Genomic DNA, 24779 nt, shown 5'->3' with positions numbered 1-24779 from the left:
CGTATGTGTCTGTGGAAACAGTGGAAACGGGTACGTACCCGAATCCGTGAACTGAGGGCCCTTGGAGTCCCGGAGTGGGCCTGCTATGTCATGGGAAACTCCCGCCGCGGTGCTTGGGAAATGTCCAGAAACACAAATAACGCCCTCCCGACTTCCTACTGGGAAACGAAAGGGCTGAAAAGTTTACTTTCTCGTTATCTGGAACTTTGTTAACCTTTTGGAACCGCCGTATGCGGACCCGCATGTACGGTGGTGTGAGAGGACGGGGGTTAGTCGCCCCCTCCTACTCGATTGCATTTATGATGCGGAATTAAGGCTCATCTTGCTGATTTTAAGATCAGGGCCATACTCCACCTCTACAACTACAGCAAACTCTGCGGGGGAGACATTTCCAGGGATAGCGGCCGTGATTTTGTTGTTAGAAACGGTATAATTCACAATGGCTCCAAAACCTATCTCTTCATTCCATACCCCGGCATCCGATTCTTTATAGGTTTTTTCAAATTTTTGTCCATCCAGCTCGACTAATACTTTAACTGTATTGTTCTCTTTAACGATGGTAGATGTAACTCGTTTCCTAACGGCTTCAACGGGTTCCTCTATGCTTATTTCTGATAAATCATCTCTATTTAAAATATGAATTTCCTGCTCATAAACACCCGTTCCATAACCATTGGTTAATATAATTACAATTTCATCATTGTTGTCATCATTAATATCCGCAAGCTGGACGATGGGGTAATAAGATGGGTTTGTTACATTGATCCAGGGGAACGTCTTGCTTAACTCTCTAGTCTGAACCGTAATTTCTTTAAATATGTCGGAGCCGGAGCCGGTTGCTTCTTCTTGGGCAGATATAATCACATCTTCTGTTTTGACAAGATTTTTTATATTTTCTTTCTGTTCAATAAGTGTGGGTGATGCATCTCCTGAATTTAACTTTTCTACAGGGCTGCTGCAACTAGAAGCTGCCAATGTAACAGCTAGCACCAATACACTAATGTACATTTTTTTATTTGGCAAAAAATCCATCTCCTTGTATATGATTTGAAACATACATCTACCTTTAGTATAAATGATGAATTAATTGAAATTGTTACTAAAAAATTATATTTTTGTATTTTTTATATTGCGTAACGATACGTAGTATATTATAATGAGGTTGTACTTAGGAATAACAACTCAAACGGTTGACAGTGAGGGATACACACTTCCGTTAGATATCCTGTTGTATTTTCTAAATACTAATAATATTAGGTGGTGTTATATATGGCTGCTGGAGATTGCTTAACAAACAAAGGTTCAGATGAATGGGATTTTTCAGAATTTGATGGTTTGGATAGTGTAGATCTTCTTGCCCGTCTAATCTATTCAGAAGCTAGTGTTGAATCATTGACAGGCAAAAGAGGTGTTTATTATGTTGTATCGAATCGCAAAGCTAAAAACTCAAGTGAATTTGGCGGCAACACGGTAGCGGGTGTAGTTTTGAAAAAAAGTCAATTTTCTGGTATGACAACGAACAATGCCCGCTGCCCGGATAAAGACTCAAATGCTTGGAAGGATTCACTTAGTGTAGCCAGCAATGGGGGAACAAATCCAATAGGGAAGTGTCTGTGGTTTAATGGCAACGATAAGTACAAAGAGCGGATAACTACGGATAAGGATGGCAATGAATTTTATACGCATCCAGGCAGCACTGCGAAAAAAGTAGTTGAGAAAGTTGTTATAGGAAAACACACATTTTGGCGGGTAGAGGGCTATTAAACAAAAAAGTGAAATTGGACTCGTATGAGGGCGAAAAAAGGGGCGATCCAATGGCTGGTTGCTGGATGTGTGGCTTGGCTGGCAGAGTGGCTTGAGTAGCTTGAGTAGCTTAAGTAGCTTAAGTAGCTTAAGTAGCTTAAGTAGCTTGATTAGCTTAAGTAGCTTGGAATGCTGGTTGGATTGGGTAGCTGGCTGGGCAACTGGATATATGCGCAAGTCCCAACGGACACAGGGGCCGCTATTTTTGAAATAACGGGGAATTCGGCGGGCTAACGGACCTACGTTCCGCTATTGACCTCAAAAGCCTGTTTATTGCAGTCAATTTGGTCGAATAACGGAACCAAGGTCCGTAAGCATAGCAAAAGGGGCCTATTTCAACAAATAGCGGATCTCCTGTCCATTAACGGGTGACCAGTCTCACAAGTTCAGCCAATTCCATCAGACTCACCAGTCTCTCACCAGTTCTCACCAGTTCTCACCAGTTCTCACCAGTTCTCACCAGTTCTCGTCACTCTCTCAGTTTCATCAGTCTTTCATCAGTCTCTCTTCAATTTACTTTTCAATTCACTCATCAATTCACTCACACCACTCTCATCGCTCACACCAATTTCGCTGCCCCCTAAACCATCCTTTGAAGATCGAAGGACTGTCCCAAAAGTCAGTTTTTACTGACTTTCTGGACAGTCCTTTAAGGCGGTACGCTCATCATGGGCGGTACTTCTAAAGTTAGAGTATGAAACTAAGATTTGCTTTTGCGACCGAATATAAATTTCTGGCCCGCTACACCTACAATAAAAATAATGAGGCTGTCCCAAGGTGATACGGTGAAAGCTGGCAGGAGCTGAGTTAGAAGCAGGCCAAACGCCCCTATACCTGCGGTAATTCCGATATAAACGCCGAGTGTTTTCAGGTTGAATTTGCCAGACTGCAGTGGCTTCTGCTCCTGGAGCAGTTCCTGTACTTGTTCTTGTCCCTGCCCCTGTCCCAGCTGAAGTTCCTGTCTTTGTTCGAGTTCTTGCTTTAGCGCTAGTTCGTGCTCATCCTCTTGCACCAGTTCTAGTTTCTGCCCTTTCCGGTCTGAATGTGATTGTCCTTGCCTTTGTCCTTGTCCTTGCCTTTGCCCTTGTCCATTCTTCCCCTTGGCTCCCGGACCTAGGAACCGGGTAACTCCTTCAATAAGTGCTATGGACAGAATAGCTATGAGAAGTAAAGAACCCGTGCTGATCTGGGTATATTCAAGCTCGCCGCCAAACCATTTGCTGAAAAATCCAGTGATCATGTAAATGAAAAACACCCAAGTCAGCGCGACCCAGGGGATCATGGTATAGTATTTAATTTTGTCCCGCAAACTGCGGGGCTTTCTCATCAATACATCCTCTGCAAGCTGCTCGCAATAAGCTTTAGGATCATCACCGAAAATTTCGGAGGCGGCAATATTCTTCTCCTGGTTTTTAATAATGCGCCGGGCGAGCTGCAGAAGAACTTCTTCTCCCTTGGCTTCGGTCAATGAACTGGCGCCAGAACGGAAATACATTACCATTTCCCCAAAGTAAGCTTCATTAGCCGGGGACATCTGCCCTCTTAATTGATTCGTTTCTCTGATCATCTCGTGAATGTACATGAATCTCTCCTTTCAGGCTGATTGGCTAATTAACTCTCCCATTTATGCCAGTGAATTACCGATTTTCTCCAGTAGTATACTTCATTATTTATTAATTTCGCAAGGGTCCTCGGAAGTGTCCGCAGGAGTGAGACTCAAGAATCATGGACAATTTATGACAATGAAAGGAACAGGGAATAAAATGAGTTCATGCCTCGAACAATAGGTTGCAGGAGGAAAAGCTGTTTGTTTCTTTCAATCTGAGTATACGAGGTGTGAAGCCATGGGGCAATTCGATTCAGAGCTTACCCGGCAATATTTGCTTAACAGCCAATCCCGGGGAAGCCTGGAAGAAGTCATATCGATTGATGCTGATCAGCAGATGGAGGATCAGGAGCAACTGAATAATGTTTACCGGCCATGGCTGGATCAGGATGAGCCCAGCAACGGTTCAAAAGAAGGAAAGGAATTGACTGAGCAGTTTTTCCGGCAATATTACGAATAACATTCCGTTCGAAAACGATTGACACTCTGCTTCCTGTAATGCTAAGATAAGTTTACAATTCATATTAAACTTATCGGATTAATTGATATATAGTCCTGTATTACAGGACAGGGAGGGTGGACAAATGGAACGGCAAATCGTTATTCAGCATGGAGAAGAGAAAATAGCAGCCAGTATTCATTACCCGAAGGATGACGTGAAGCAGGAAGGACGCTGTAAGGATCGCGTGCCGCTGATCGTCATTTGCCATGGGTTTGTCGGCAGCCGGATAGGTGTGGACCGGCTGTTTGTAAAAGCTGCACGGGAGCTGGCCGCTGAAGGCAACCTTGTCGTTCGTTTTGATTATATCGGCTGCGGGGAGAGCAGCGGTGATTATGGACGGGAAGGCATCGATTCGATGATCGCCCAGACACGCGCTGTTCTAGATTACGGATTGAGCTGCGGAGATATCGATCCTACCCGGGTTACATTGATTGGGCACAGTTTGGGAGGAGCGATTGCTCTGCTGACTTCTGTCCGTGACCGCCGGGTGAAGAAGCTCATTTTGTGGTCGTCGGTCGGTTATCCTTTTAATGATATAGTAAAAATCACCGGCCGTGACGTATATGACAAAGCTATGAGCTCCGGTTCATCCGATTATTTGGGTTATGAATTTAGCCCGGTCTTTTTCGATTCGCTCGGCACATATCAGCCATTTCAGGAAGCGCTCAGGTTTTCGGGCGATGTGCTCGTCGTTCACGGGACATCGGATGATGCGATACCGGCGGATTACGCCTTTTTGTTCCAGAAAGTGTTCTGGATGCGTCCGGAAGGGCGCTGCGATAAGGAAATTATTTTTCAGGGCGATCACACCTATTCAACTGGAGCGCATCGCGATCAATTGCTGACGAAGACGAAGGAATGGCTAAACGGACTGGAAGCGGTTCAAACGGATTGGCAGCATTGGATGATATAAGAACGCAAAAAAACTTAATAAACTAAGAAGTACTATAAGCGTATAGCCATTAATGAACGGCTACTGCGCTTTTTTTGTTCCTTCCATCATTTCGTTACGTTGACAATCAGCGTATAATATGAGGAAAACTATGGGTTCGGAGGACGGAAATTTGAATTGTTTACAACGGTCTAAATGTATTGTGATGCTCTTATTGCTGCCTGTCTTATTTATTATTCCTGCTTGTGGTTTAGGAAAAGCGGCCGTACCGGAAAATGCCGCAGAAACACCGGTTGTTACAGAACCGATTGTGGAGGAACCGGTCACTGAGGAGACGCTGCCGGCCTATAGGGCACCGCTGACGGGGCGGCCCACGGAACAACCGGTAACCCGCAGACCGCTGGCGGTTATGATTAATAATGCGCCGGCCGCTCGGCCGCAATCCGGCTTAGGTCAAGCGGACATTGTCTACGAAGTGCTGGCGGAAGGCGGAGTTACGCGTCTTGTAGCGATTTATCAAAGCGGGGATGAAACGGTCCGGATTGGGCCTGTCCGCAGCATACGCCCGTATATGATTGATCTTGGGGAGAGCTATCATGGCGTGCTTGTGCACGCGGGAGCGAGTAATGATGCTTTTGCCATCCTGCAGCGGCAGCATAAGGAGGATTTGGACGAAATTACAAATGCGGGCGCCTATTTCTGGCGGGATAAATCACGAAAGGCACCGCATAATTTGTACTCCAATATAGAGATGCTGCTGGAAGGGGCAGCCAAACGGAAATTTGCCATCGAGGATGAGAATGTTCCTGTGCACCCTTTCCGGGGGGAGGACGAGCCTGCTGAAGGAACCGATGCTAAGCGGGTGGAAGTCAAATTTCAATTAAACAATTACAGGGTAACTTATGAATATAATGATGCCTCTAGGCTGTACAAGCGTTCTATCAACGATTCGCCGCATAACGATCTGGATACGGGAGAGCAGCTGACGACGGCAAATGTAGTTGTTATGGGTGCGAATCATAAGGTGCTGGACGATGTTGGACGCCTTAGCGTTAACCTCGAAATAGGAGGCGAGGCTGTTATATTCCAAAGAGGAAAAATGATCCGCGGGCAATGGGTTCGTAAAGCAGGCGACATTATTCGCTTTGTAAAAGATAACGAGGAAATTCCTTTTTACCCTGGGATTACATATGTCAATATTGTTCCAAATGAATCAGGTTTTGATAGTCGATTTGTGGTGGAATAAGTCGAATAATAGGAAACAATTACATGAGGGGACAGATTTAGGGATAGTATTAGGAAACAAAGGGTAAATATACATCAAAGACGTGAAAAGTTTGCAACAAAAGTGCCATGAAGTCGCTAATTGTGATAAGATATTCAGGGTTATGTCATCCGAGTGTAAAAGAATCACGAATAGAGAAAAGGGGATAAGAGATGCGAGCGAAAAAGAAAGATATCTTTTTCCAGACGTTAGAAAATATGGCGGATACGATCGTGCATTCGGCGGATTATTTCGCCCAGCAGGTATCGGAATTTAATGACGTAGAGCAATTCGCTAAGCAAATGAAGGAATTTGAGTCGAAATGTGATGGTTTCACGCACACGATTATTGTCGAATTGAACAAAACATTTATTACACCGATTGAACGCGATGACATTATGAACCTGACGACGACACTTGACGATGTGATTGACGGCCTGGAGGCGACGACCTCCCGCTTCTTTATGTACCAATTGAGCGAGCCGGACGAGCATATTGTTCAATTTGCAGAAATACTGCGTACCTCTGCTTATGAAATTCAAAAGGCAGTTCATTTGCTATCCCAGAAAAAACTGCTTGCGATTCGCGAACATACGATTCGTTTGAACGATCTCGAGAACCAGGGGGACGAGCTGCTTCGTATTTGTATTAAGGAGTTGTTCTCCAAAATAACGGATCCAATCGTTCTGATCAAGAAGAAGGAAATTTACGAACGTCTCGAAACGACGACTGATGCGTGCGAGCACGTTGCCAATATGCTGGAATCCATTATCATGCGCAATTCATAAGAAACTTCGCTTTGACATTCAATTTTTCGGGAGGTTGGAATTGCGCGGATGATATACAAATACAACGATCTGTGCAAAAAATGAGACTATGGATACGAGTTTAATCATCATATTGATTGTCATCTTTCTGGCGCTGGCTTTCGACTTCATTAACGGCTTTCACGATACCGCAAATGCGATAGCGACATCGGTATCGACACGTGCGATGAAGCCGCGGACAGCCATTTTACTTGCATCGGTTATGAACTTTGCCGGTGCTATGATGTTCACGGGGGTAGCCAAGACGATTGGAGGCAGTATAGCCGACCCGGCCAAGCTGGATAACGGTCTGGAGATCCTTGTCGCAACATTGCTCGCCGCGATTATATGGAATTTGGTTACCTGGTGGTTCGGTATCCCTTCCTCATCTTCGCATGCTCTGATCGGTGCCCTTGCCGGGGCGGTATTTGTCGGTGCCGGCTCCAAGAACCTGAACTGGAGCGGGTTTACGACAATTATTGAAGCACTTATATTTTCTCCATTGATTGCCTTTGTGATCGGTTATATCGTGATGATGGTCCTGAAATGGTTTTTTGCAAAGCGCAGCCCGCATACAGTCAATAAAGGGTTCCGCTCGATGCAGGTCATTACGGCAGCCATTCAAGCGTTCACGCATGGTACCAACGACGCACAGAAGGCGATGGGGATTATTACCTTTGCTCTAGTAACGGCCAAATATCAGGACACCATGGATGTTCCCTTATGGGTTAAGTTCGCCGCTGCGACAGCTATGGCACTCGGCACATCGATCGGCGGCTGGAAGATCATCAAGACGATGGGGACGAAAATATTCAAAATCGAGCCCATTAACGGTTTCGCGGCAGATATGTCTGCGGCATCGGTTATTTTCGCCGCAACGTTATTCCACTTGCCAGTGAGCACTACGCATGCAATTACATCCGCGATATTGGGTGTAGGTTCTGCTAAGCGGTTCTCGGCGGTGAAGTGGGGAGTTGCCGGGCGAATTGTGATCGCTTGGGTCATCACGATTCCGATTGTGGCTGTCCTTGCTGGATTAATCTATGTAGTTTTGTTTTAGTTTATATGAGAAAAGCCAATCACTTAGGGTAAAACCGGTGATTGGCTTTTTTGAATATTATTGAATATATAAGTTTTCAGCAGAGTATTAGACGTTTTTATTAATGTACGGACGCTGATGTGATATGTTTCTTATGAAGAAGTGAGGAGGATGGACATGATACGAGTCTTAGGCGTGACACATGATCATAAAGTTATACAGGGAATTCCGCTGGAGGATATTCATCGCGGGCATTATGCATGGTGCTGGGTTGATTTCAGCGAGCCGACACAAGAGGAATCAGAGCTGCTCTCTGCATTTTTCAAATTCCATCCCCTTGCTATCGAGGATTGTCTTCACGTTCTGCAGCGGCCCAAGCTGGACTACTATGAGGAATATCAGTTTATGGTACTGCATGCGATCCATCCGGACACATTGAGTACGGTTGAGGTCGATTTGTTCATCGGCAGCGGCTATCTGGTATCCTACCATCAGAAGTCATTGTCAGAAGTAAATCAGGCTTGGGATAAAATATTGAGCCGGACGCATGACCGGAAAATTTGGTCGCAGGGCCCTTATGCGGCGGCTTATGCAGTCATAGACAGCCTGGTCGATAATTATTTTCCCTGTGTATATTCGGTCGAGGATGAGCTCGACGAATTGGAGAAACAGGGGAGCAGGGAATCCGTCGAGGTGCTGTTGAATCAAGTGTTTGCGCTGCGCAGCCGGCTGCTCAAGCTGCGGCGCACTATCGTGCCCATGCGCGATTTAATGTATCGGGTACTGAATTCTCAGCATATTCAAGGTGAAAAGGAGCCGCGGGTACATTTTTCGGATATTTATGATCATTTGTTGAAGCTGTCCGAAATGATTGAGAACAATCGGGAGATGACCGCGGATTTGCGGGACTCTTACATTTCGCTCAATTCCAACCGGATGAACGGGATCATGAAGACGCTGACTGTCATTACGACCGTGTTCATGCCGCTCACGCTGATTGCCGGGATTTACGGGATGAACTTCGTTAACATGCCTGAGTTGGAGTGGCGCTATGGCTATTTCGGCGTACTTGGCCTAATGGGCGTGCTCAGCATTTGGATGATTCTCAGCTTCATGCGGCGGGGCTGGTTCAAGTGACGGCGAAAGTTACAAAGTCCACATTTGTTATGAGAGCTTCTAAAGAGGCCATTCAAGATGAGAGTACATTATAAAAAGTTCAACTCAAATTATAGTTCAACTCAAAAGACGGTCATTCCTAATTTAAGGCAGGAGGTGACCGTTTTTTTTGCTGCGCTGGACGGGCATTCAATTATTTTTTGCCGGATTAGATAGATGTCCACTATTCAAAAGCAACTCTGGCATACGATGACATCAGATACAACTGCATCATTAAGGAGGAGGACCACATGAAGATCCGTAAGGCAATCATACCAGCAGCAGGTTTCGGAACGCGGCTTCTTCCAGTAACTAAAGCAATGCCCAAGGAAATGCTTCCGATTATTGATAAACCAACAATTCAATTTATTATCGAGGAAGCGGCGGGGGCCGGAATCGAGGAGATTCTGGTTGTCACCGGCAAAGGGAAGAGGGTCATTGAGGACCATTTTGATTCTGCACATGAGCTTGAATACTTCCTGGAACAGAAGGGAAAGTTCGAAGAGCTTCGCAAGGTGAGAGAGTTTACTGGTCTGGCAGACATTCATTATATCCGCCAATCCGAGCCAAAAGGGCTGGGCCACGCGATTCATGTAGGCAGAAAGTTTATTGGTAGAGAGCCTTTTGCTGTTTTGCTTGGAGATACCTTCTTCGAGTCAGAGCCTCTGGCACTGCGGCAGTTGATCGAAGGCTTCGACAGATTCCAGACTTCCATTCTGGGGGTGCAGACGGTACCTGAAGATAAAGTATCCAAATACGGGATTGTGGATGCCAAGCCATTGACTGATGATTTCGCCTATGTCAATCAATTAATCGAGAAGCCCCAGGCGGGTGCGGCGCCCTCGCGTCTCGCTATGGTAGGGCGTTATATTCTTACACCATCTATCTTTAGTATTTTGGAGAATCAGCTACCCGACGTAGGAGGTGAAATTCAGCTCACCGACGCGTTAAACAGGCTCCTGGCCAAGGAAGCCATCTATACTTGCGAGATCAAGGGCCGCTGGCATGATGTTGGAGACCCGCTTGGCTATCTTAAGGCCATTCTTGCTATTACAGGGAACCATGGAAATCTGAAGAATGATCTGCAAGAAGAGGTAAACAGGCTGCTGCAAGTTGACAATGATATCCCTAGTTCCGAGGAATAATTATCTACGATTGATCACTAGGAACGCAGGCATTAACAAGCCGTGAGAATAACAAGTACGATGCGTTATTTTCTAAAACCAGGGAGAGGTGCTAATCGGAAATGGTTGAATTGGCTTTAGCATTTACTGATAAGGATGGAAGTTATGCGGAACATGCTGCTGTCGTTCTTACATCGGTCTTCAACAATACAGGTTCACAAGTTAACGTTCATATCCTTCATGACGAGTCGTTGACCGAAGAGAACAAGCTAAGAATTAAACAACTGGTCACACATTATAATCATACTGTCAAATTCTACTCTATAGTCTTGCCACAAGACTTGGCTGAAGTTGTTGAGGGGGCCCAATCGGTTAATACATGGACCCGGGGGAGCATGTACCGTCTGCTCTTGCCTTTACTGCTTAATGTCGACAAAGTCATTTATCTGGATTGCGATGTGCTGGTAAATCTGGATATTCAAGAGTTGTGGAATATCGATTTGAACGGTTACTATCTGGCCGCTGCCCGGGATCTAGGCATCGCAGCACTCACCGACATTCTTGTATCCTTTGGGTTGAATCCGGATACTTATTTCAATTCGGGCGTTCTCGTATTTGGACTGGATAATATTCGCCAAAACGCGGAGTGGTACGTGAAGATGAAGGATTTTCTCCGGCAATATCCCAGCACGACTCTACCGGACCAGGATGTGCTCAATCACATTTACGGTCACAACTATTTACAACTTGACGGGGAATTCAACGCTTTTTGCATCAATAATCCAGAGCAGGACTTCCATCATAAAATTGTGCACTTTGCTGGCGAGACGAAATGGTGGGACCCAGCGTCTCCAGGCTTCGCCCTGTATCAGAGTTATCTTAATCTGACACCGTGGGTATTGCCTGGGTCGCACTTTGCAGGGGCGCTTGATGAGCATAAGACAGCGGTGGATCAGTGGCCGCTTCACTTAGAGCATAAAGGGCCAGCGATGCCGGAGAATTCTAGGGGGCCTCTGGAACATGCCGGAAAGCGTCCAGTGACTAAAGTGCATCCAGCACGGCATCGCTCTATGAAGAAGGCGCCGACGAAGCGACTGAAGAGGCAATGGAGACTGAAGAAGTCCAGGGGATTGGGGAAGCAGAAGTTTTTGAAGAGACCCATAAGAGGGGCCGGCCTGGCCCGAACTCTCAAGCCTTGGCGATCCTATTCTTTACGCCGTATACATCGGGGAACATCGGTGCAGCAGAGATATCAATTAAAGCCTAAAAAAAGAGTATGGAGTTTCTATCCAGGTGAAGTTGTGTCTCCGGCAAGGAATGGGAGGGTTGCAGCAGGTCCGCGAAGAACAGTTACCAGAACCGTTTTGAAGACGGTACACTCCCGGACCAAGAACGGGTATAGAAGGACGATTGTGCATTAAGGAAAGTGCAGAAATGACCGCAGATTATCGGTGAAATCAAGAATAGCCGATCAAGGATCTCAGGTTCCGTAATGAAGCAGACTGGGATCTTTACATATATTACGAATAGGAAAAAGGAAAAGAAAAAATAGCTGCCGAGACTTCTCGACAGCTCTGCAGCCCCGAATATATTCATGTGCAGGGCTTTGGAATTAACGGCGGCGATTGGCTTTTCCGCTGCGTGCACGGGAAGAGGGGCGCTTACTGCCTTTTTTGCTGCTCTTCCTGCCGCTTCCCTTGCCCCGCCGCTGGCGTCGCGGCCTGTATTCGTCCAGCTTGTTGTGGCCCCCTTTGGGTTTTACTTTTTTGCCGCCGGGGAGAAGGCCTGTGATCAGCTTAGCCATCGGCGCAAACTGTTGTACGGTTTGCATAACCTTTTGCACTTTCCCCACCGTAGCGAGTATGCCGTCGATCCCGCCGAGCTTGTCGATCATCCCTTTGATATCACCTATATTCGGGAGGGAGAGGCCCCCGGTGGACTTTGCGGCTCCCGCTCCGGCTCCGGCGGCCGGCAGTACGGCGCTTTCGCCCGCTCCCGCTGCGGCTTGCGGTGAATAAGGAACAAGCGCGGAAGCTTCCGCTGTATTCGTAAGCGGTGTCTCATACGGAATGATCCCGGGATAATAATTCGTATAGTTGGAGGGCGTTACACTTCGATGGGGAGGATAGTAATGAGGCATAGTATCACTTTCCTTTTTAAATATTTAGGATGGAGATAGGCGTTTGTATATTACACTGTATGTGTCTCGTGCATTGAGTGTATAGACGAATGTCCCGGGTGTGGTAGGCTTTTGCGTATTTTGGGCGTTATTTCTGTACTGCGTGAAACCGTTAACGCTTGAAAAGGTAGCCTCGGCTCATGTACAATAAAGATGTGTTTATAGTAATGGTAGGGGATGATTAATCAGTGCAACTTAAGAAGTTGAATGATAAAACGATCGACCAATTATTTGAAGCGATTCTTACGTTGAAGGATATTGAGGAATGCTACGTTTTTTTCGACGATTTGTGTACAGTTAATGAGATACAATCTTTGTCTCAGCGCCTGGAAGTCGCTCGTATGCTGGGCAAGGGAAATACTTATAATCAAATTGAGGCAGAGACCGGGGCTAGTACAGCAACGATTTCCCGTGTCAAGCGCTGTCTGAATTATGGGAATGACGGGTACAAGATGACGCTGGATCGTCTGGGACGTTAACGTCATGAAGCTTGGCATGAATTTGCTGCATCAGCAGTTGGCACAGGAAATGCAGGAAGTACAGGAGTATGGGCTGGAGGGGGACTCTGGTTCTGACCCGGCACTGGCCAGCAGCGTGCCTTGTATCATCGCCCCGGTGCGTCCGGGAGTGCTTGTCATCAGCCACGGCTCCCCGGACGATAATTGGGTTGCGCTGGTCGATCAGGCGGTAGCAGCAGTGAAGGCGGAATTACCAAAGGGGCTTCCTGTGGAAGCCTCTTTCCTTGAACTTGTAGAAGGGCGCCTGATTCAGGACGGTATTGACCGGCTGGAGTCCCAGGGGATAACCGATTTGATCGTTATTCCTCTGTTTATGTCCTCAGGAAGCACGCACGTGGATGAAATCGCTTATGCGCTCGGGGTGAAGGACACGCCGGAGAAGGAGACGGACATGGTACGTTTTCGCCTCTCTGCTCGCGTGTTTTTTGGCGAGCCTGTCGACGATGATCCGCTGGTGGCGGAGATGATTTGGGACAAGGTAAAGCCATTGTCGCGGAAGCCGGAGCAGGAAGCGCTGCTCTTGGTCGGGCATGGCAGCAGGCACGACGGCTTCCGTCAGCGCTGGGAGCAGGGCATTTCTTCGCTGGCTGTGCGGGTGAAAGATATCAGCGGAATTTCCGTGACGGACTTTGCGCTTTTAAATCCGGATAGCGTGCATAAGAAGGTAAGTTATTGGCAAAAACGGGGGTATGAGGTGGCCATCGCCCCGTTATTTTTAAGCGCAGGTTATTTCACGAAGAAAGAAATCCCTTCCAGACTGGAAGGATTGGTATATCGCTACTCGGGAGAAGCGCTGCTTCCCCATCCGCTTTTGCCTCGCTGGATGTTGAATCAGATATTGCATATAATGAATTCAGTGAAATTATGATGGACGGGTGGCGTTTTGAATGAAAAGAGCTAGGCTTATTTATAATCCGACCTCGGGGAGAGAGGAAATGCGGCGGCTGCTGCCCGATGTGCTGGACCGCCTTGACCTTGCCGGTATCGAGACGTCATGTCACGCCACGACGGGTGAAGGCGATGCAACGCGAGAGGCGCAAGAAGCGGTACGCCGCGGATATGATGTGATTATCGCGGCTGGTGGAGACGGCACGCTGAATGAAGTCGTCAATGGCATGGCTGGCATGAGCAATTTGCCGCCCCTAGGCATATTCCCAATGGGGACTACGAATGATTTCGCCCGGGCGATGGGAATATCCAAGCGCTGGGAGGATTATTGCGACCTCGTCATTGAGAACAAGACGCGGCCGATCGATATCGGCAAGGTTAATGGCCGCCATTTTATAAATATTGCGGGCGGAGGTTCGCTCACGGAATTGACGTATGAAGTGCCCAGTAAGCTGAAGACGATGATCGGGCAGCTGGCTTATTATATGAAGGGAATTGAGAAGGTGGCCAGCTTGTCGCCTACGGAGCTGGTCATTCGCGCCGAGGGTCATGGCGTGCTGGAAGGCGAGTTTATGCTGTTCCTCATTGCGAACAGCAACTCCGTCGGCGGCTTCGAGAAGCTGGCGCCGGACGCGCGAATCGATGATGGACTGCTGGACGTGATTGCGGTACGCAAATGCAACTTGGCCGAGTTCATCCGCCTGCTGACGATGGCGCTGCGTGGTGATCACTTCAGCGATCCGCGCGTCGTCTACTTCAAGACCAAGCGGATGGAGGTAACCTCGCCGGGCTTGGTCCAGCTGAATCTGGATGGCGAATTGGGCGGGGAACTGCCGGGGGTGTTCGAGATTTTGCCGTCGCATTTGCGGATTTTTGCGTAGGTGTTGGATTGGCGGGCAAAGGGGATTAGCTGGCTAGTGGTAGGTGTAGGTGTAGGTGTAGGTACAGGTACAGGTACAGATGCAGGTGCAGGTGCAGGTGCGCTTGCATGGGGACCTATGGCTCCGGTGGAGAGCGCTGTTCGCGCTGCGCGTACTGTGTATGAACTTCGGGGAATGCAGGGTAATAGGATCGTGAAGAGTTGAGTCGAGTTGATATTTTGATGGATATAGAGGGGCTGTTTCCGAAGCATACAGGGTGCGGGGAACAGCCCCGGCTTATGAAGAAGGCATGAGGGGGAGCTCTGGCAAACCCGGCAAACTTGAAAAACCAGAAAAGCTCGGAAAGCCGGAAAGCCGGAAAGCCGGAAAGCTCGAAAACCTCGAAAAGCCGAACGCTTGAATTCGTCGGGAACCCTGAACCCTGAAGCCCCTGGGCAGATATTCAATACATGAGGAATAACCTTACAAGAAAGAAGTGAAGTACCAGCAATGAAGAACCATCGAAGTAAAGGAGCTGCGGGCAGGAAGGAATCGGCGGGCTATGCTCGGGGACGAGCGGAGCGCGAGGCTGGCATCCGCAGCTCCAGCTCCAGTAAAGGAAACAGACAAGAAAGCGCGGGCAGATTGCGTGGTGCTAGAAAACAGCAGGCTCCAGAAATCGCCGGATTGCCTGTCAGCAAAAACGATGAAGTCGTCATCGACATCATTGGCATGAATCACGACGGCGAGGGCGTGGGCCGGGCAGACGGCTACACGCTGTTTGTGCCTGGCGCGCTTCCGGGTGAGAAGGTGCTCGTAAAGGTGCTGAAGACGAAGAAGCAGTACGGCTATGCCAAGCTGCTCGAGCTGCGGGAGGCCAGCCGGGATCGCGTAGCTGCACCGTGCGGCATTTACGAAAAGTGCGGCGGCTGCCAGCTGCAGCACTTGAGCTACGCGGGCCAGCTGGCCTGGAAGCGCCAGCACGTGGTCGATGCGCTGGAGCGCATCGGCAAGCTGCGCGTTGCGGCGTTGGGCGGCAATGCGACGAGTGCTGATGCGGGCGGCTTGGCCAGCGGAAGCGCCGTTGGGGCGGCGTCCGGCTTCGCTGCGCGCGCAGCCGACAACGCGGCAGCAGGCACAGAGCCGCCTGCCCGCGAGGGCGTTGTCGTGCTGCCGACGCTGGGCATGGCCGAGCCTTGGCGCTACCGCAACAAGGCTCAGGTGCCCGTCGGCATCACCGACGGCGCCCTGGTCGGCGGCTTCTACGCCCGCGGCAGCCACCGCATCGTCGATATGGAGACGTGCCTCATCCAGCACGAGAGCAACGACGATGTAGTCGCGCGCGTCAAAGCGATCGGCCGCCGCCTGGGCATCATCGCCTACGACGAAGAGAGCGGACAAGGCTTGCTTCGCCATGTCGTCGTCAAGGTTGGCTTCCGCACTGGCGAAATGATGCTCGTCCTCGTCACCAACGGTGAGCGCATCCCGCGCGAAAGCGAATGGATCACAGCCATCCGCGAGGAACTGCCGAATGTGGTCAGTATTTGCCAGAACATCAATACCCGCCTGACGAACGTCATTTTCGGCGATGTCACCCATGTCCTCTGGGGTCGGGATGTCATCTATGACTATATTGGAGACGTAAAATTTGCCATCTCTGCCCGCTCATTCTATCAAGTGAACCCGGTACAGACAGAAGTGCTCTATGGCAAAACCGTGGAGTACGCCGGACTGACTGGCAATGAGACGGTAATTGACGCTTATTGCGGGATCGGCACGATCTCGCTATTCCTTGCCCAGCATGCCAAACGCGTCTACGGTGTAGAAATTGTCAAGGAAGCAATCGATGACGCCCGGGCTAACGCAGAACTGAATAGCATGGAGCATGTTACCTTTGAGGTAGGTGCTTCCGAGGATGTTATTCCACGCTGGAAGGAGCAGGGTATCGAAGCAGATGTGATCGTGGTCGATCCTCCGCGTAAAGGCTGCGACCCTCGCCTGCTGGAGACGATCCTGGAGATGAAACCGGAGCGAGTCGTATATGTGAGCTGCAATCCTTCGACACTTGCCAGGGATCTGCGGATTCTGGAGGACGGTGGCTATCGTACGCTAGAGGTGCAGCCGGTGGATATGTTCCCGCATACGACACATGTGGAAGTCGTTTGTTCCTTGGTGTATAAGGATTTTGAGTGATGGATGATAGGGTTTGGGGACGAATTGGGGACGCGCGGTAAATCCGCCATATTCTCGAATGGTGCCAGTTAATGCGTAGCCCGGCATATGTTATAATCAAGGTAAGCTACGAGACATGATTAAGTAATGAAGCTGGAAGTGTGAAAAGATGAGCGTATCCAAGGAAACGTTATATAAAATGATCGCTGAAATTCCTTAGCAGGAAGTGGAAGAAGTAGCGGACTTTATCGGGTACTTGAAAATGAAACGTGAAAACAGAGAATTAGTTGAACTTAGTAGGGTAGCGGAAAGCAGTCTGGATTTCTGGCAAAACGATATTGACGGTGAGGTATGGAATAATGCTTAGTCAAGGCGATATCGTACTTATTCCGATACCAATCGGTGACCTGACATCGTAGAAAAGAAGGCCTGTTCTGGTATTGTCTAACAATGATTATAATCGGCGATACCAAGATGTAATTGTTGCGGCGATTACTTCGAATGTCACTGATCGAGAATATCAGATTATCATTACTAATGACGAGATGGTTGAAGGTGAGCTTAAAGTGGATTCGGCAATCCGTGCCGATAAAATCTACACGCTGTCGCAATCCATTTACTTACGGAAATTTGGGAAGGTACAACCTGAAGTCCTGCTGAAAGTAAAGAAGCAAATCGATGGCTGGTTATCAGAGTAAGCCTTTAATTCCCGATTTAGCGAGCATTGCAAATATTTGCGACTGCTATATAGCACAGCTGTGCGAGCGCTTCGCTGGCAGTGTAGAAGTCAGGGGTTCGATCCCCCTAGGTCCATAAAATGTAGAAAGTCCAACCGAAGGTTGGGCCTTTTTGCATTTACAGGTAAGGGACCTGAACCCGAAGGGTTATAATCTTTCATTATTCTTTCATTGGTTCATATTATGATGTTGCTGAAAAATAGGCGGAATGATAGCACTAGGAGGAGAATTATGAATCAGTGGAAGAAGCAAGGCGTTTTAGTATTAATCATAAGTTTGTTATTGTCCGTTCCTTACCCGGGATGGTTTCCATCAGTGGGGACCGCACATGCGGCGGTCAGTTTCGAGGGCGGTGACGGTTCGGAACTAGATCCGTATCGGATTGCAACAGCAGAACAATTAAACGAGATAAGAAATGATCCGACGAGTCATTACATGTTAATAAACAATATTGATTTAAGTGAAGATCCTTCAACGACGGTATGGGTGCCAATCCCGAATTTTAGTGGAAGATTGGATGGTGCAGGCTATACCATTTCCAATTTGAAAATATTGGGGAATGAGAGTGGCATAGGCTTATTCGAGAATGTACTTACAGGAGGAAGTATCGTTAACCTGACTATCGATGCACTAGAAGTCAGGGGGGATTACGATGTGGGTATACTCGTTGGCCAGATTACAGGTTCGACTGTTATTGATAATGTTAGTGTGTCGGGAGCCGTATATGGCTTTAATCGTGTTGGGGGTTTAATGGGGAGGAGTTGGAATGCGGATGTTCAAATTTCTAATGTGACTGCAGACGTAAATGTATTAGGTCATTTCAATAGTACCGGCGGCCTAATTGGTGTATCCCATGGTACTCACATTTCTAATAGTAAGATTAATGGGACGGTCATAGGCGAAAGACTGTATACGGGTGGTGTTATTGGACAGGCTTATTGGTCTACACTGCGAAACAGTTCTTCACTCATACATGTGACGGGTCGAGATGGAGTCGGTGGCTTGATTGGCTGGGCTACTGAATCCAAAGTATCTGATATTTCTTCATCCGGCGAAGTCATAGGTCACGATTATATCGGTGGTTTAATTGGCCATGCGACGAATAATTCGGAAATTTCGGTAAGTTCCGCAATGGGTCGTGTCTCGGGTAATGGCGTGGTTGGTGGTTTGATTGGATACTTGGATGCAAATAGTCATTTATCCAACAGTTCTGCAACGGGTAGTGTTACTGGTGAGGGTATGCATATTGGCGGCTTAATCGGGTATAGTGACAATTCTACTATTTCAAATAGTCATGCAGCAGTTGAGGTGACAGCTCTACACAACATCGGCGGTTTGGTTGGTACTGCCATGAATGCCACTATTTCCCGCAGTTCTGCAACAGGTAATATCTCAGGATCGGGTAACATTGGCGGTCTCGTTGGTCGTATGTCAGATGGGGCCGTTACCAAAAGCTATGCGACAGGCGCAATAGAAGGGATTAAAAGTATGGGCGGCTTAGTGGGACGGTTTGAACGCGGCACCGTTACCGAAAGCTATGCGACGGGCAATGTTATTGGCGAAAACGATGTCGGTGGATTGGTCGGTAATTTTGATAGGAGTGAAATGACCTTTTCGTTTGCCACTGGAAATGTGCAAGGTTGTGACGATGTCGGTGGCTTAGTTTCTGATAACGAAGGGAAAATTTCCAACAGCTATGCCACAGGAAATGTAAAAGGATGGTGTAACTCGGGTCCCAGTGATTCGATCGGAGGACTTGTCGGTGACAATAGTGGTGAGATTGTAAACAGCTACGCGATTGGCATGGTGTCAGGAGGGATATACGTAGGCGGTTTAGTTGGCGATAATGTGTCAGGAACGATTATGAGTAGTTATTATGATAAGGATTTATCAGGCCAGTCTGATGATAACGGTCAAGGATTAACTTCTGAACAAATGAAAAATAGGGCAAACTATGATGGCTGGGATTTCGATACCTTATGGCAAGCAGATCAGCATCATGATGGATATCCTTATTTAGTAGGCATGCAAGACATGCAAGCCTTCTTAACTTACATGGGGAATGATTCGAATGATGGCATTGGGTTGTATGTAAGCAAGCCTTATCGGACGGGTTCGTCTGTGACGATAGAGGATTTCAATTGGACGAGGACAGGACATCTCTTCCAAGGGTGGAATACCGATCCCAATGGCAGAGGGGTGCAGTATGCGGTTGGCGAAACGAGACCATTAACGAGCAACCTGTTATTGTATGCGACTTGGAAACAAGTGAACGGTGGAGCCAGCAGTGGGTCCGGATCATCTGGATCATCTGGATCATCTGGACCATGGCGCTCCAGCGACACGAATCTTGCAAAATTGAGAGTCTCCGCAGATGGCGTAGAACTGGCATTATCACCGGAATTTGCGGCAGGCAGTACGACTCGTTATCGAGCTGAAACAATGGCAAGTGAGGCCACGATTAAAGCGACACCTTCCGATACATGGGCTACAGTAAGCTTGGATGACGCTGATCTGGAAGGAGAGAAAACGGTCATACTTGCAGAAGGAGACAATGTGTTTGAGATTGTCGTGAAAGCGGAAGACGGTACGACCAAGACATATAGTCTGACGATTCATCGTATAGTAGCACCTGCGATGGTCCCAACTCCGGAGACTACGGCGTGCTCATTTCAAGATATTACGGGTCATTGGGCAAGCTCGCTTATCTGTGAAGCCTTTAAGCGAGGAATTGTACATGGTCATTCGGATACGAGCTTTCATCCGCAAAGCGACATCACACGAGTAGAGTTCGCAGCGATCTTGCTTCGAACAATGGGTGTTGCTTTATCAGCTTCTCCATTGAGCGAGCAAGTCTTTATCGATCAGGATCAAATTCCTGCTTGGGCGATGTCTGCGGTCAGTACTGCGGTGGAAAATGGCATGTTGAGCGGATACCCGGATCATTCACTTCGGCCGCTGGATAGCGTGAGTCGAGCAGAGATGGTTACGATGATGGCAAGAGCGATGAAGTGGGAGATTGAACAAGGGAGCACAGCCTTTATGGATGATGCTGAAATTCCGCATTGGGCAAAAGGGTACATCCAGGAAGCCGTTCAGAGAGGTTTATTGAGCGGACGTAAAGGCAATCGATTCAGCCCGTCCGATTCGGCGACTAGAGCAGAAGCAACTGTGCTGCTGCTTAGATTATGGCATGTTCTCGATGATCGAAGTGTTGAAATGTCAATCAAATGAGTTCATTTTATTGTCTTTGGCGGGTTTGCGTGGCTGCGCAGAACCCGCCTTTTTTTTGCTGCCTGATCAAAATCTTTCACTTTTCTTTCATTATGGCTTGCTAGAATGGCTCCTATACGTTCAGGAAAGGAAAGGTGGAGGAAGATGTTACGGGAAAAACGCAGCACATGGAGAGGCTTTATTCGTAAGATCCGGATGATTGGACTTACGATGCTGCTCCTATTGCCCAATATGCTAATTAACTCTGGATTGGAAGTTTTTGCAGATGAGGGAGACTATGAGTTTTTGGAAAACGGCGAAACGATAACCATCACGGGGTATTTAGGAACCGATACGGACGTGAATATTCCGGAACAGATCATGGGGAAAGATGTTACGGTGATTGGAAACCAAGTGTTTATGGGGAAAAATTTGAATACAGTAATTATCCCTAAAACTGTCACAACGATTGGTATCGGGGCATTTATGGGAAGCGGATTGCAGTCTGTTACTTTAAATGAGGGGTTAGTAGAAATTGGCTTAATGGCATTTGCGGGAAATAGCTTCGATCATATAGACATACCAAGTACGGTGACAACAATTGGGCAGGGAGCGTTCAGTCAGGGAACCCTGAGTACGTTAACCTTAAGAGAAGGTTTGAAAACAATAGAGGACAAAGCATTTTGGGATAACGAAATACAATCGGTATATATTCCGGATGGTGTGGAAGTAATCGGTGAGGAAGCATTTATCGATAACAAGCTAGAGGAAGTGAGGCTCCCAGGAACAATCACTTTTATTGGCAAGCAGGCTTTTATAGGTGAAGAAGGTAAAAATAATATTCATACATTAATCCTGGAAGATGGTTTAAGCTCAATAGGAGAAGGTGCCTTTAAGAATAACTCGCTGGAGTCAATTCATATTCCTGGCAGTGTGTCGGTCATTGAAAAAGATGCATTCATGGGAAATGTGATAGAAACGGTTGTCTTAAATGAAGGTGTGGGGGAAATTGGCGAGCAAGCTTTTTTACAGAATAAACTGAATGAAGTCGTGATCCCCGGTACTGTGAACACGGTTGGTGATGCTGCTTTTGCCTTAAATCCCTTAACAGAAGTCAAGGTATATAATGCAGAATTGATTTTTGGGATGATGCCTTTTTTTCCAACTCCGCCCGCGAAACCAGGGGATGTAACGCTAATTGGTCATAGTGGGTCGACAACAGAACAATATGCAATAGAAAACGACTATGCCTTTCAAGTATTGGAGGGGAGTGGTTCAACTGCTTGTGGAGAAAAGACAGATTTTAAATGTAAATTTAATGAAGATGATACAGTAACAATCACTGGATATACTGGCTCTGACACGGATGTGCTCATTCCGGACACGATAGATGGTAAAGATGTGACAGTGATCGGGGAAGATGCCTTTTCGGGGAAGCAATTAATAACGGTTGAACTCCCATATAGTGTCACTAACATTGGAAAACAAGCATTTTCTGCAAATGATTTAACTTCTGTAACAATCATAAATTATTTTGCGAGCATTGAAGGAAGCGTGTTTGAAGGGAATCAAACAAATCCGGATGATCTAACGATTTACGGCTGTTTCGGATCTACTGCCGAAGCACACGCTAACGATAAGGGTTATTCGTTCGCAGAATCGCCTAAGGCAGAGTGTTTAGGAATAAGCTTGACACCAAGTGAAACAAATCCTACAAACCAAGATGTGACGATTTCTGTAAGTGTGAATAAGTTGTCAGAAAGCATCGGCGAATTGAAATGGGCAAAAGGGGATCAAAACCTTGCTTATTTTCAAAATGGCGGAGGAGAGCTTGTTGCTTCAAATGAATTTACCGTTTCAGAAAATGATACGTACACCGTATATGTCGAAGACGTTCTTGGGAGAGAGTTGACTGCAACGATACCAATCAATAATATCGACAAGACCCCTCCCGTAGTTACTGGTGTCACGGACGGTGAAGTGTATAATGCACCTGTAACCATCTCTTTCAATGAAGGGACCGCAACATTAAATGGGATTGCCTTCACAAGTGGAACAACGGTGAGTGCGAATGGCGAGTATGAACTAATCGTTGCAGATGAAGCGGGTAACGAGACAACTGTAATATTTGAGATGAAACAGTCTGATTATATATATGTAAATAATGGAAGTGGTACTGTAAGAATAACAGGGTACAGGGGAACGGATACAAGTATAGAAATCCCGAATACACTGGATGGGCAAACTGTTGCGGCTATCGGGAATTACGCCTTTAGTGAAAAGAATTTAGAGAGTGTGATTATACCTGATAGTGTTACGAGTATTGGAGAGTATGCATTTTATAAAAATAATTTACAATCGGTAACGATACCGGAATTTGTCAGGTCTATTGGCGAGGGTGCTTTTAAGGATAATCAGATAAGGGAATTTACAGTATTGAGCAATCAGGTAAATATTGATCGGGAAGTATTTCATAGTGGGAATCCAACGGATCCTGAACAATTAACGATTCGTGGCTATTGTGGATCGACTGCAAACGAACTAGCGACCCATTGGGGGTATTCTTTCGAGCAGCTCGAAGCGAATGAATGCTTGACGATTACATTGATCCCAAGTGAAACAGCGCCGACGAATAAGGATGTGACAGTCACCATTGATGTGGTAAACGGCAGGGCAAGTGAAGTAGAGCTACAATGGGCGATAGGGGATAGAGATCTTGCCTATTTCCAAGACGGAGATGGTGCTGATGTGATAGACAGTCAATTTACGGTCACACAAAATGGTGTGTACACGGTTTATGCGAAAGATAAGGCAGGGAATGAAAGAGTTGATAAGACTACGATCGCTAATATTGATAAGTCCCTATTAATCATTCAAGTGCAAATAGTAGGTGGGAAGATAATCACACTTCACGTAAATAGTAACGACTCTGTTCAGCAACTGAAACAAAAAATTCAAGATGAAGAAGGGATTACAACTGAAAAGCAAAAAATAACTTTTGGAGGCAAGGTGTTAGAAGATGGCCGCACCTTAGCAGACTATAATATTCCTGATCAAGCAACACTGCAATTGACCGTTTTATCATCTCAAGCACGTCCAAGCCCAGGATGGGGAGTTTATAATCCTTTCGGTGATATCCCTTCGAGTGATATTCCTTCCAGTGATATAAGCTTGGATAGATTAGAAGCAAATATTAATGGGGAAAATATATTGCCTTTCGATCCAACCCTATTCGAATATGATTTGGGTGAAACGGAAGCAGAAACCGTAGAAATTATCGTGAAGACACATCATCCTAAGGCGAAAATCACATTAAATGGTAAAGCGTTTGTAGATGAACAAACGTTGCTATTGAACGAAGGAAAAAACATTTTCGATATTATTATCTTCGCCGAGAATGGGGATAAACAAACCTATACCATTTCCGTGAATCGATTGGAAAAGGTCCCATTCACCGATATTGCAGGGCATTGGGCGGAAAGCTATATCAAGAAAACTTATTGGGAGGGAATGTTTGATGGTTATCCAGGTCAAACATTCCGACCGGATGAACATATAAGCCGTATGGAGGTAACAAGCGTTTTTGTACGATTATTGGAATTGGATCAACAAAAGCAAGTGCCATTTACAGATGTTCAATCGATCGGGAAAGATGCAATGAAGGAGCTTGAAAAGGCATATGCAAATGGTGTGGCTAAAGGTTATCCAGACCAGACGTTCAAGCCCTATGCAGATGTGACGCGTGCTCACCTTGCCTTATTTTTTTACCGTACCTATGAGAAGGTAAACGGAACACCATACCAACCGAAACCGCTGGCCTATTTTCCGGATATTGCAAGATATAATCAAGAAACGCAAAATGCCATTGCGATGCTTGTTGAATTAAACATTGCAGAGGGGTCTGGCGGAAATTTTATGCCTAACGAGCAAGCAACAAGGGCGCAGGCAGCAAAAATGTTAATAAATTTTATAGAAGTGTTAGGTCGCCTGGAAAATAAGTAGTGATAGGAATGGAGACTCC

At 47.0% G+C, this 24779-nt stretch carries 19 protein-coding genes and 2 pseudogenes; 18 read left to right on the top strand and 3 right to left on the bottom strand.

The window, feature by feature from the left end:
* A pseudogene (locus tag G358_RS32645) lies at window positions 1-213 on the top strand (group II intron reverse transcriptase/maturase); the annotation flags it as partial.
* Between the two features lie 84 nt (window positions 214-297).
* Here G358_RS32645 and G358_RS30820 read toward each other — a convergent pair.
* On the bottom strand, window positions 298-1023 hold the full coding sequence (locus tag G358_RS30820; protein WP_157274478.1) for a hypothetical protein: 726 nt from the start codon (window positions 1021-1023) through the stop codon (window positions 298-300).
* A gap of 246 nt (window positions 1024-1269) precedes the next feature.
* On the opposite strand from G358_RS30820, the gene G358_RS0124245 reads away from it, so the two are divergent.
* Entirely contained in the window at window positions 1270-1764 is a 495-nt protein-coding gene (locus tag G358_RS0124245) for a cell wall hydrolase (RefSeq protein WP_019639857.1), read from the top strand.
* 739 nt (window positions 1765-2503) lie between these two features.
* On the opposite strand, the gene G358_RS33730 is transcribed toward G358_RS0124245, so the two are convergent.
* The gene (locus G358_RS33730; RefSeq protein WP_019639856.1) at window positions 2504-3385 is read right to left on the bottom strand and encodes a hypothetical protein; all 882 of its coding nucleotides are present in this window, start codon (window positions 3383-3385) and stop codon (window positions 2504-2506) included.
* 262 nt (window positions 3386-3647) lie between these two features.
* Between G358_RS33730 and G358_RS0124235 the strand changes: the two genes are divergently transcribed.
* The 8 genes from G358_RS0124235 to G358_RS31910 all read left to right on the top strand — a co-directional run bounded on the left by G358_RS0124235 (window position 3648) and on the right by G358_RS31910 (window position 11612).
* On the top strand, window positions 3648-3869 hold the full coding sequence (locus G358_RS0124235; RefSeq protein ID WP_019639855.1) for a hypothetical protein: 222 nt from the start codon (window positions 3648-3650) through the stop codon (window positions 3867-3869).
* 124 nt (window positions 3870-3993) lie between these two features.
* Complete coding sequence (locus tag G358_RS0124230; RefSeq protein WP_019639854.1) at window positions 3994-4824, top strand: alpha/beta hydrolase; 831 nt, start codon at window positions 3994-3996, stop codon at window positions 4822-4824.
* Window positions 4825-4975: 151 nt separating this feature from the next.
* Window positions 4976-6049, top strand: coding sequence for a DUF3048 domain-containing protein (locus G358_RS0124225; protein ID WP_240480103.1), 1074 nt, complete (start codon window positions 4976-4978; stop codon window positions 6047-6049).
* Between the two features lie 191 nt (window positions 6050-6240).
* The gene (locus G358_RS0124220) at window positions 6241-6855 is read left to right on the top strand and encodes a DUF47 domain-containing protein (RefSeq protein ID WP_019639852.1); all 615 of its coding nucleotides are present in this window, start codon (window positions 6241-6243) and stop codon (window positions 6853-6855) included.
* 88 nt (window positions 6856-6943) lie between these two features.
* Complete coding sequence (locus G358_RS0124215) at window positions 6944-7933, top strand: inorganic phosphate transporter (protein WP_019639851.1); 990 nt, start codon at window positions 6944-6946, stop codon at window positions 7931-7933.
* A gap of 156 nt (window positions 7934-8089) precedes the next feature.
* Entirely contained in the window at window positions 8090-9049 is a 960-nt protein-coding gene (gene corA, locus G358_RS0124210) for a magnesium/cobalt transporter CorA (RefSeq protein ID WP_019639850.1), read from the top strand.
* Between the two features lie 269 nt (window positions 9050-9318).
* Window positions 9319-10212 carry a UTP--glucose-1-phosphate uridylyltransferase GalU gene (gene galU, locus G358_RS0124205; protein WP_019639849.1) on the top strand — a complete coding sequence of 298 codons (894 nt, stop codon included), beginning with the start codon at window positions 9319-9321 and terminating at the stop codon, window positions 10210-10212.
* Between the two features lie 101 nt (window positions 10213-10313).
* Window positions 10314-11612, top strand: coding sequence for a glycosyltransferase family 8 protein (locus tag G358_RS31910; protein WP_019639848.1), 1299 nt, complete (start codon window positions 10314-10316; stop codon window positions 11610-11612).
* A 191-nt stretch (window positions 11613-11803) separates the two neighbouring features.
* Here the strand turns inward: G358_RS31910 and G358_RS0124195 are convergent, their stop codons facing one another.
* The gene (locus tag G358_RS0124195) at window positions 11804-12331 is read right to left on the bottom strand and encodes a hypothetical protein (protein ID WP_019639847.1); all 528 of its coding nucleotides are present in this window, start codon (window positions 12329-12331) and stop codon (window positions 11804-11806) included.
* Between the two features lie 227 nt (window positions 12332-12558).
* Here G358_RS0124195 and G358_RS0124190 point away from each other — a divergent pair, with 227 nt between their 5' ends.
* The 8 genes and pseudogenes from G358_RS0124190 (at window position 12559) to G358_RS0124145 (ending at window position 24760) form a co-directional block, all read left to right on the top strand.
* Window positions 12559-12849 (top strand): YerC/YecD family TrpR-related protein, encoded by a 291-nt coding sequence (locus G358_RS0124190; RefSeq protein WP_019639846.1) that lies wholly within the window; start codon window positions 12559-12561, stop codon window positions 12847-12849.
* A 4-nt stretch (window positions 12850-12853) separates the two neighbouring features.
* Window positions 12854-13756 (top strand): sirohydrochlorin chelatase, encoded by a 903-nt coding sequence (locus tag G358_RS0124185; RefSeq protein ID WP_019639845.1) that lies wholly within the window; start codon window positions 12854-12856, stop codon window positions 13754-13756.
* Between the two features lie 19 nt (window positions 13757-13775).
* Entirely contained in the window at window positions 13776-14657 is an 882-nt protein-coding gene (locus G358_RS0124180) for a diacylglycerol kinase (protein ID WP_019639844.1), read from the top strand.
* 36 nt (window positions 14658-14693) lie between these two features.
* Window positions 14694-14861, top strand: a complete 168-nt coding sequence (locus G358_RS33225; protein ID WP_019639843.1) for a hypothetical protein — start codon at window positions 14694-14696, stop codon at window positions 14859-14861.
* Window positions 14862-15146: 285 nt separating this feature from the next.
* Window positions 15147-16829, top strand: coding sequence for a 23S rRNA (uracil(1939)-C(5))-methyltransferase RlmD (gene rlmD, locus G358_RS0124165; protein ID WP_019639841.1), 1683 nt, complete (start codon window positions 15147-15149; stop codon window positions 16827-16829).
* A gap of 410 nt (window positions 16830-17239) precedes the next feature.
* Window positions 17240-17506, top strand: a pseudogene (locus G358_RS31430) (type II toxin-antitoxin system PemK/MazF family toxin); the annotation flags it as partial.
* A 270-nt stretch (window positions 17507-17776) separates the two neighbouring features.
* Complete coding sequence (locus G358_RS0124150) at window positions 17777-20779, top strand: GLUG motif-containing protein (RefSeq protein ID WP_019639839.1); 3003 nt, start codon at window positions 17777-17779, stop codon at window positions 20777-20779.
* 144 nt (window positions 20780-20923) lie between these two features.
* Window positions 20924-24760: a leucine-rich repeat protein gene (locus G358_RS0124145; RefSeq protein WP_019639838.1), complete on the top strand. Its 3837-nt coding sequence runs from the start codon at window positions 20924-20926 to the stop codon at window positions 24758-24760.
* The last annotated feature ends 19 nt before the right edge of the window (window positions 24761-24779 follow it).

Origin of the sequence: Paenibacillus fonticola DSM 21315, assembly GCF_000381905.1 — a bacterium.
In the GTDB taxonomy this organism is placed as follows: domain Bacteria; phylum Bacillota; class Bacilli; order Paenibacillales; family Paenibacillaceae; genus Fontibacillus; species Fontibacillus fonticola.
The sequence above is the reverse complement of the archived record's forward strand: the minus strand, read 5'-3'. Positions and strand labels throughout refer to the sequence as shown.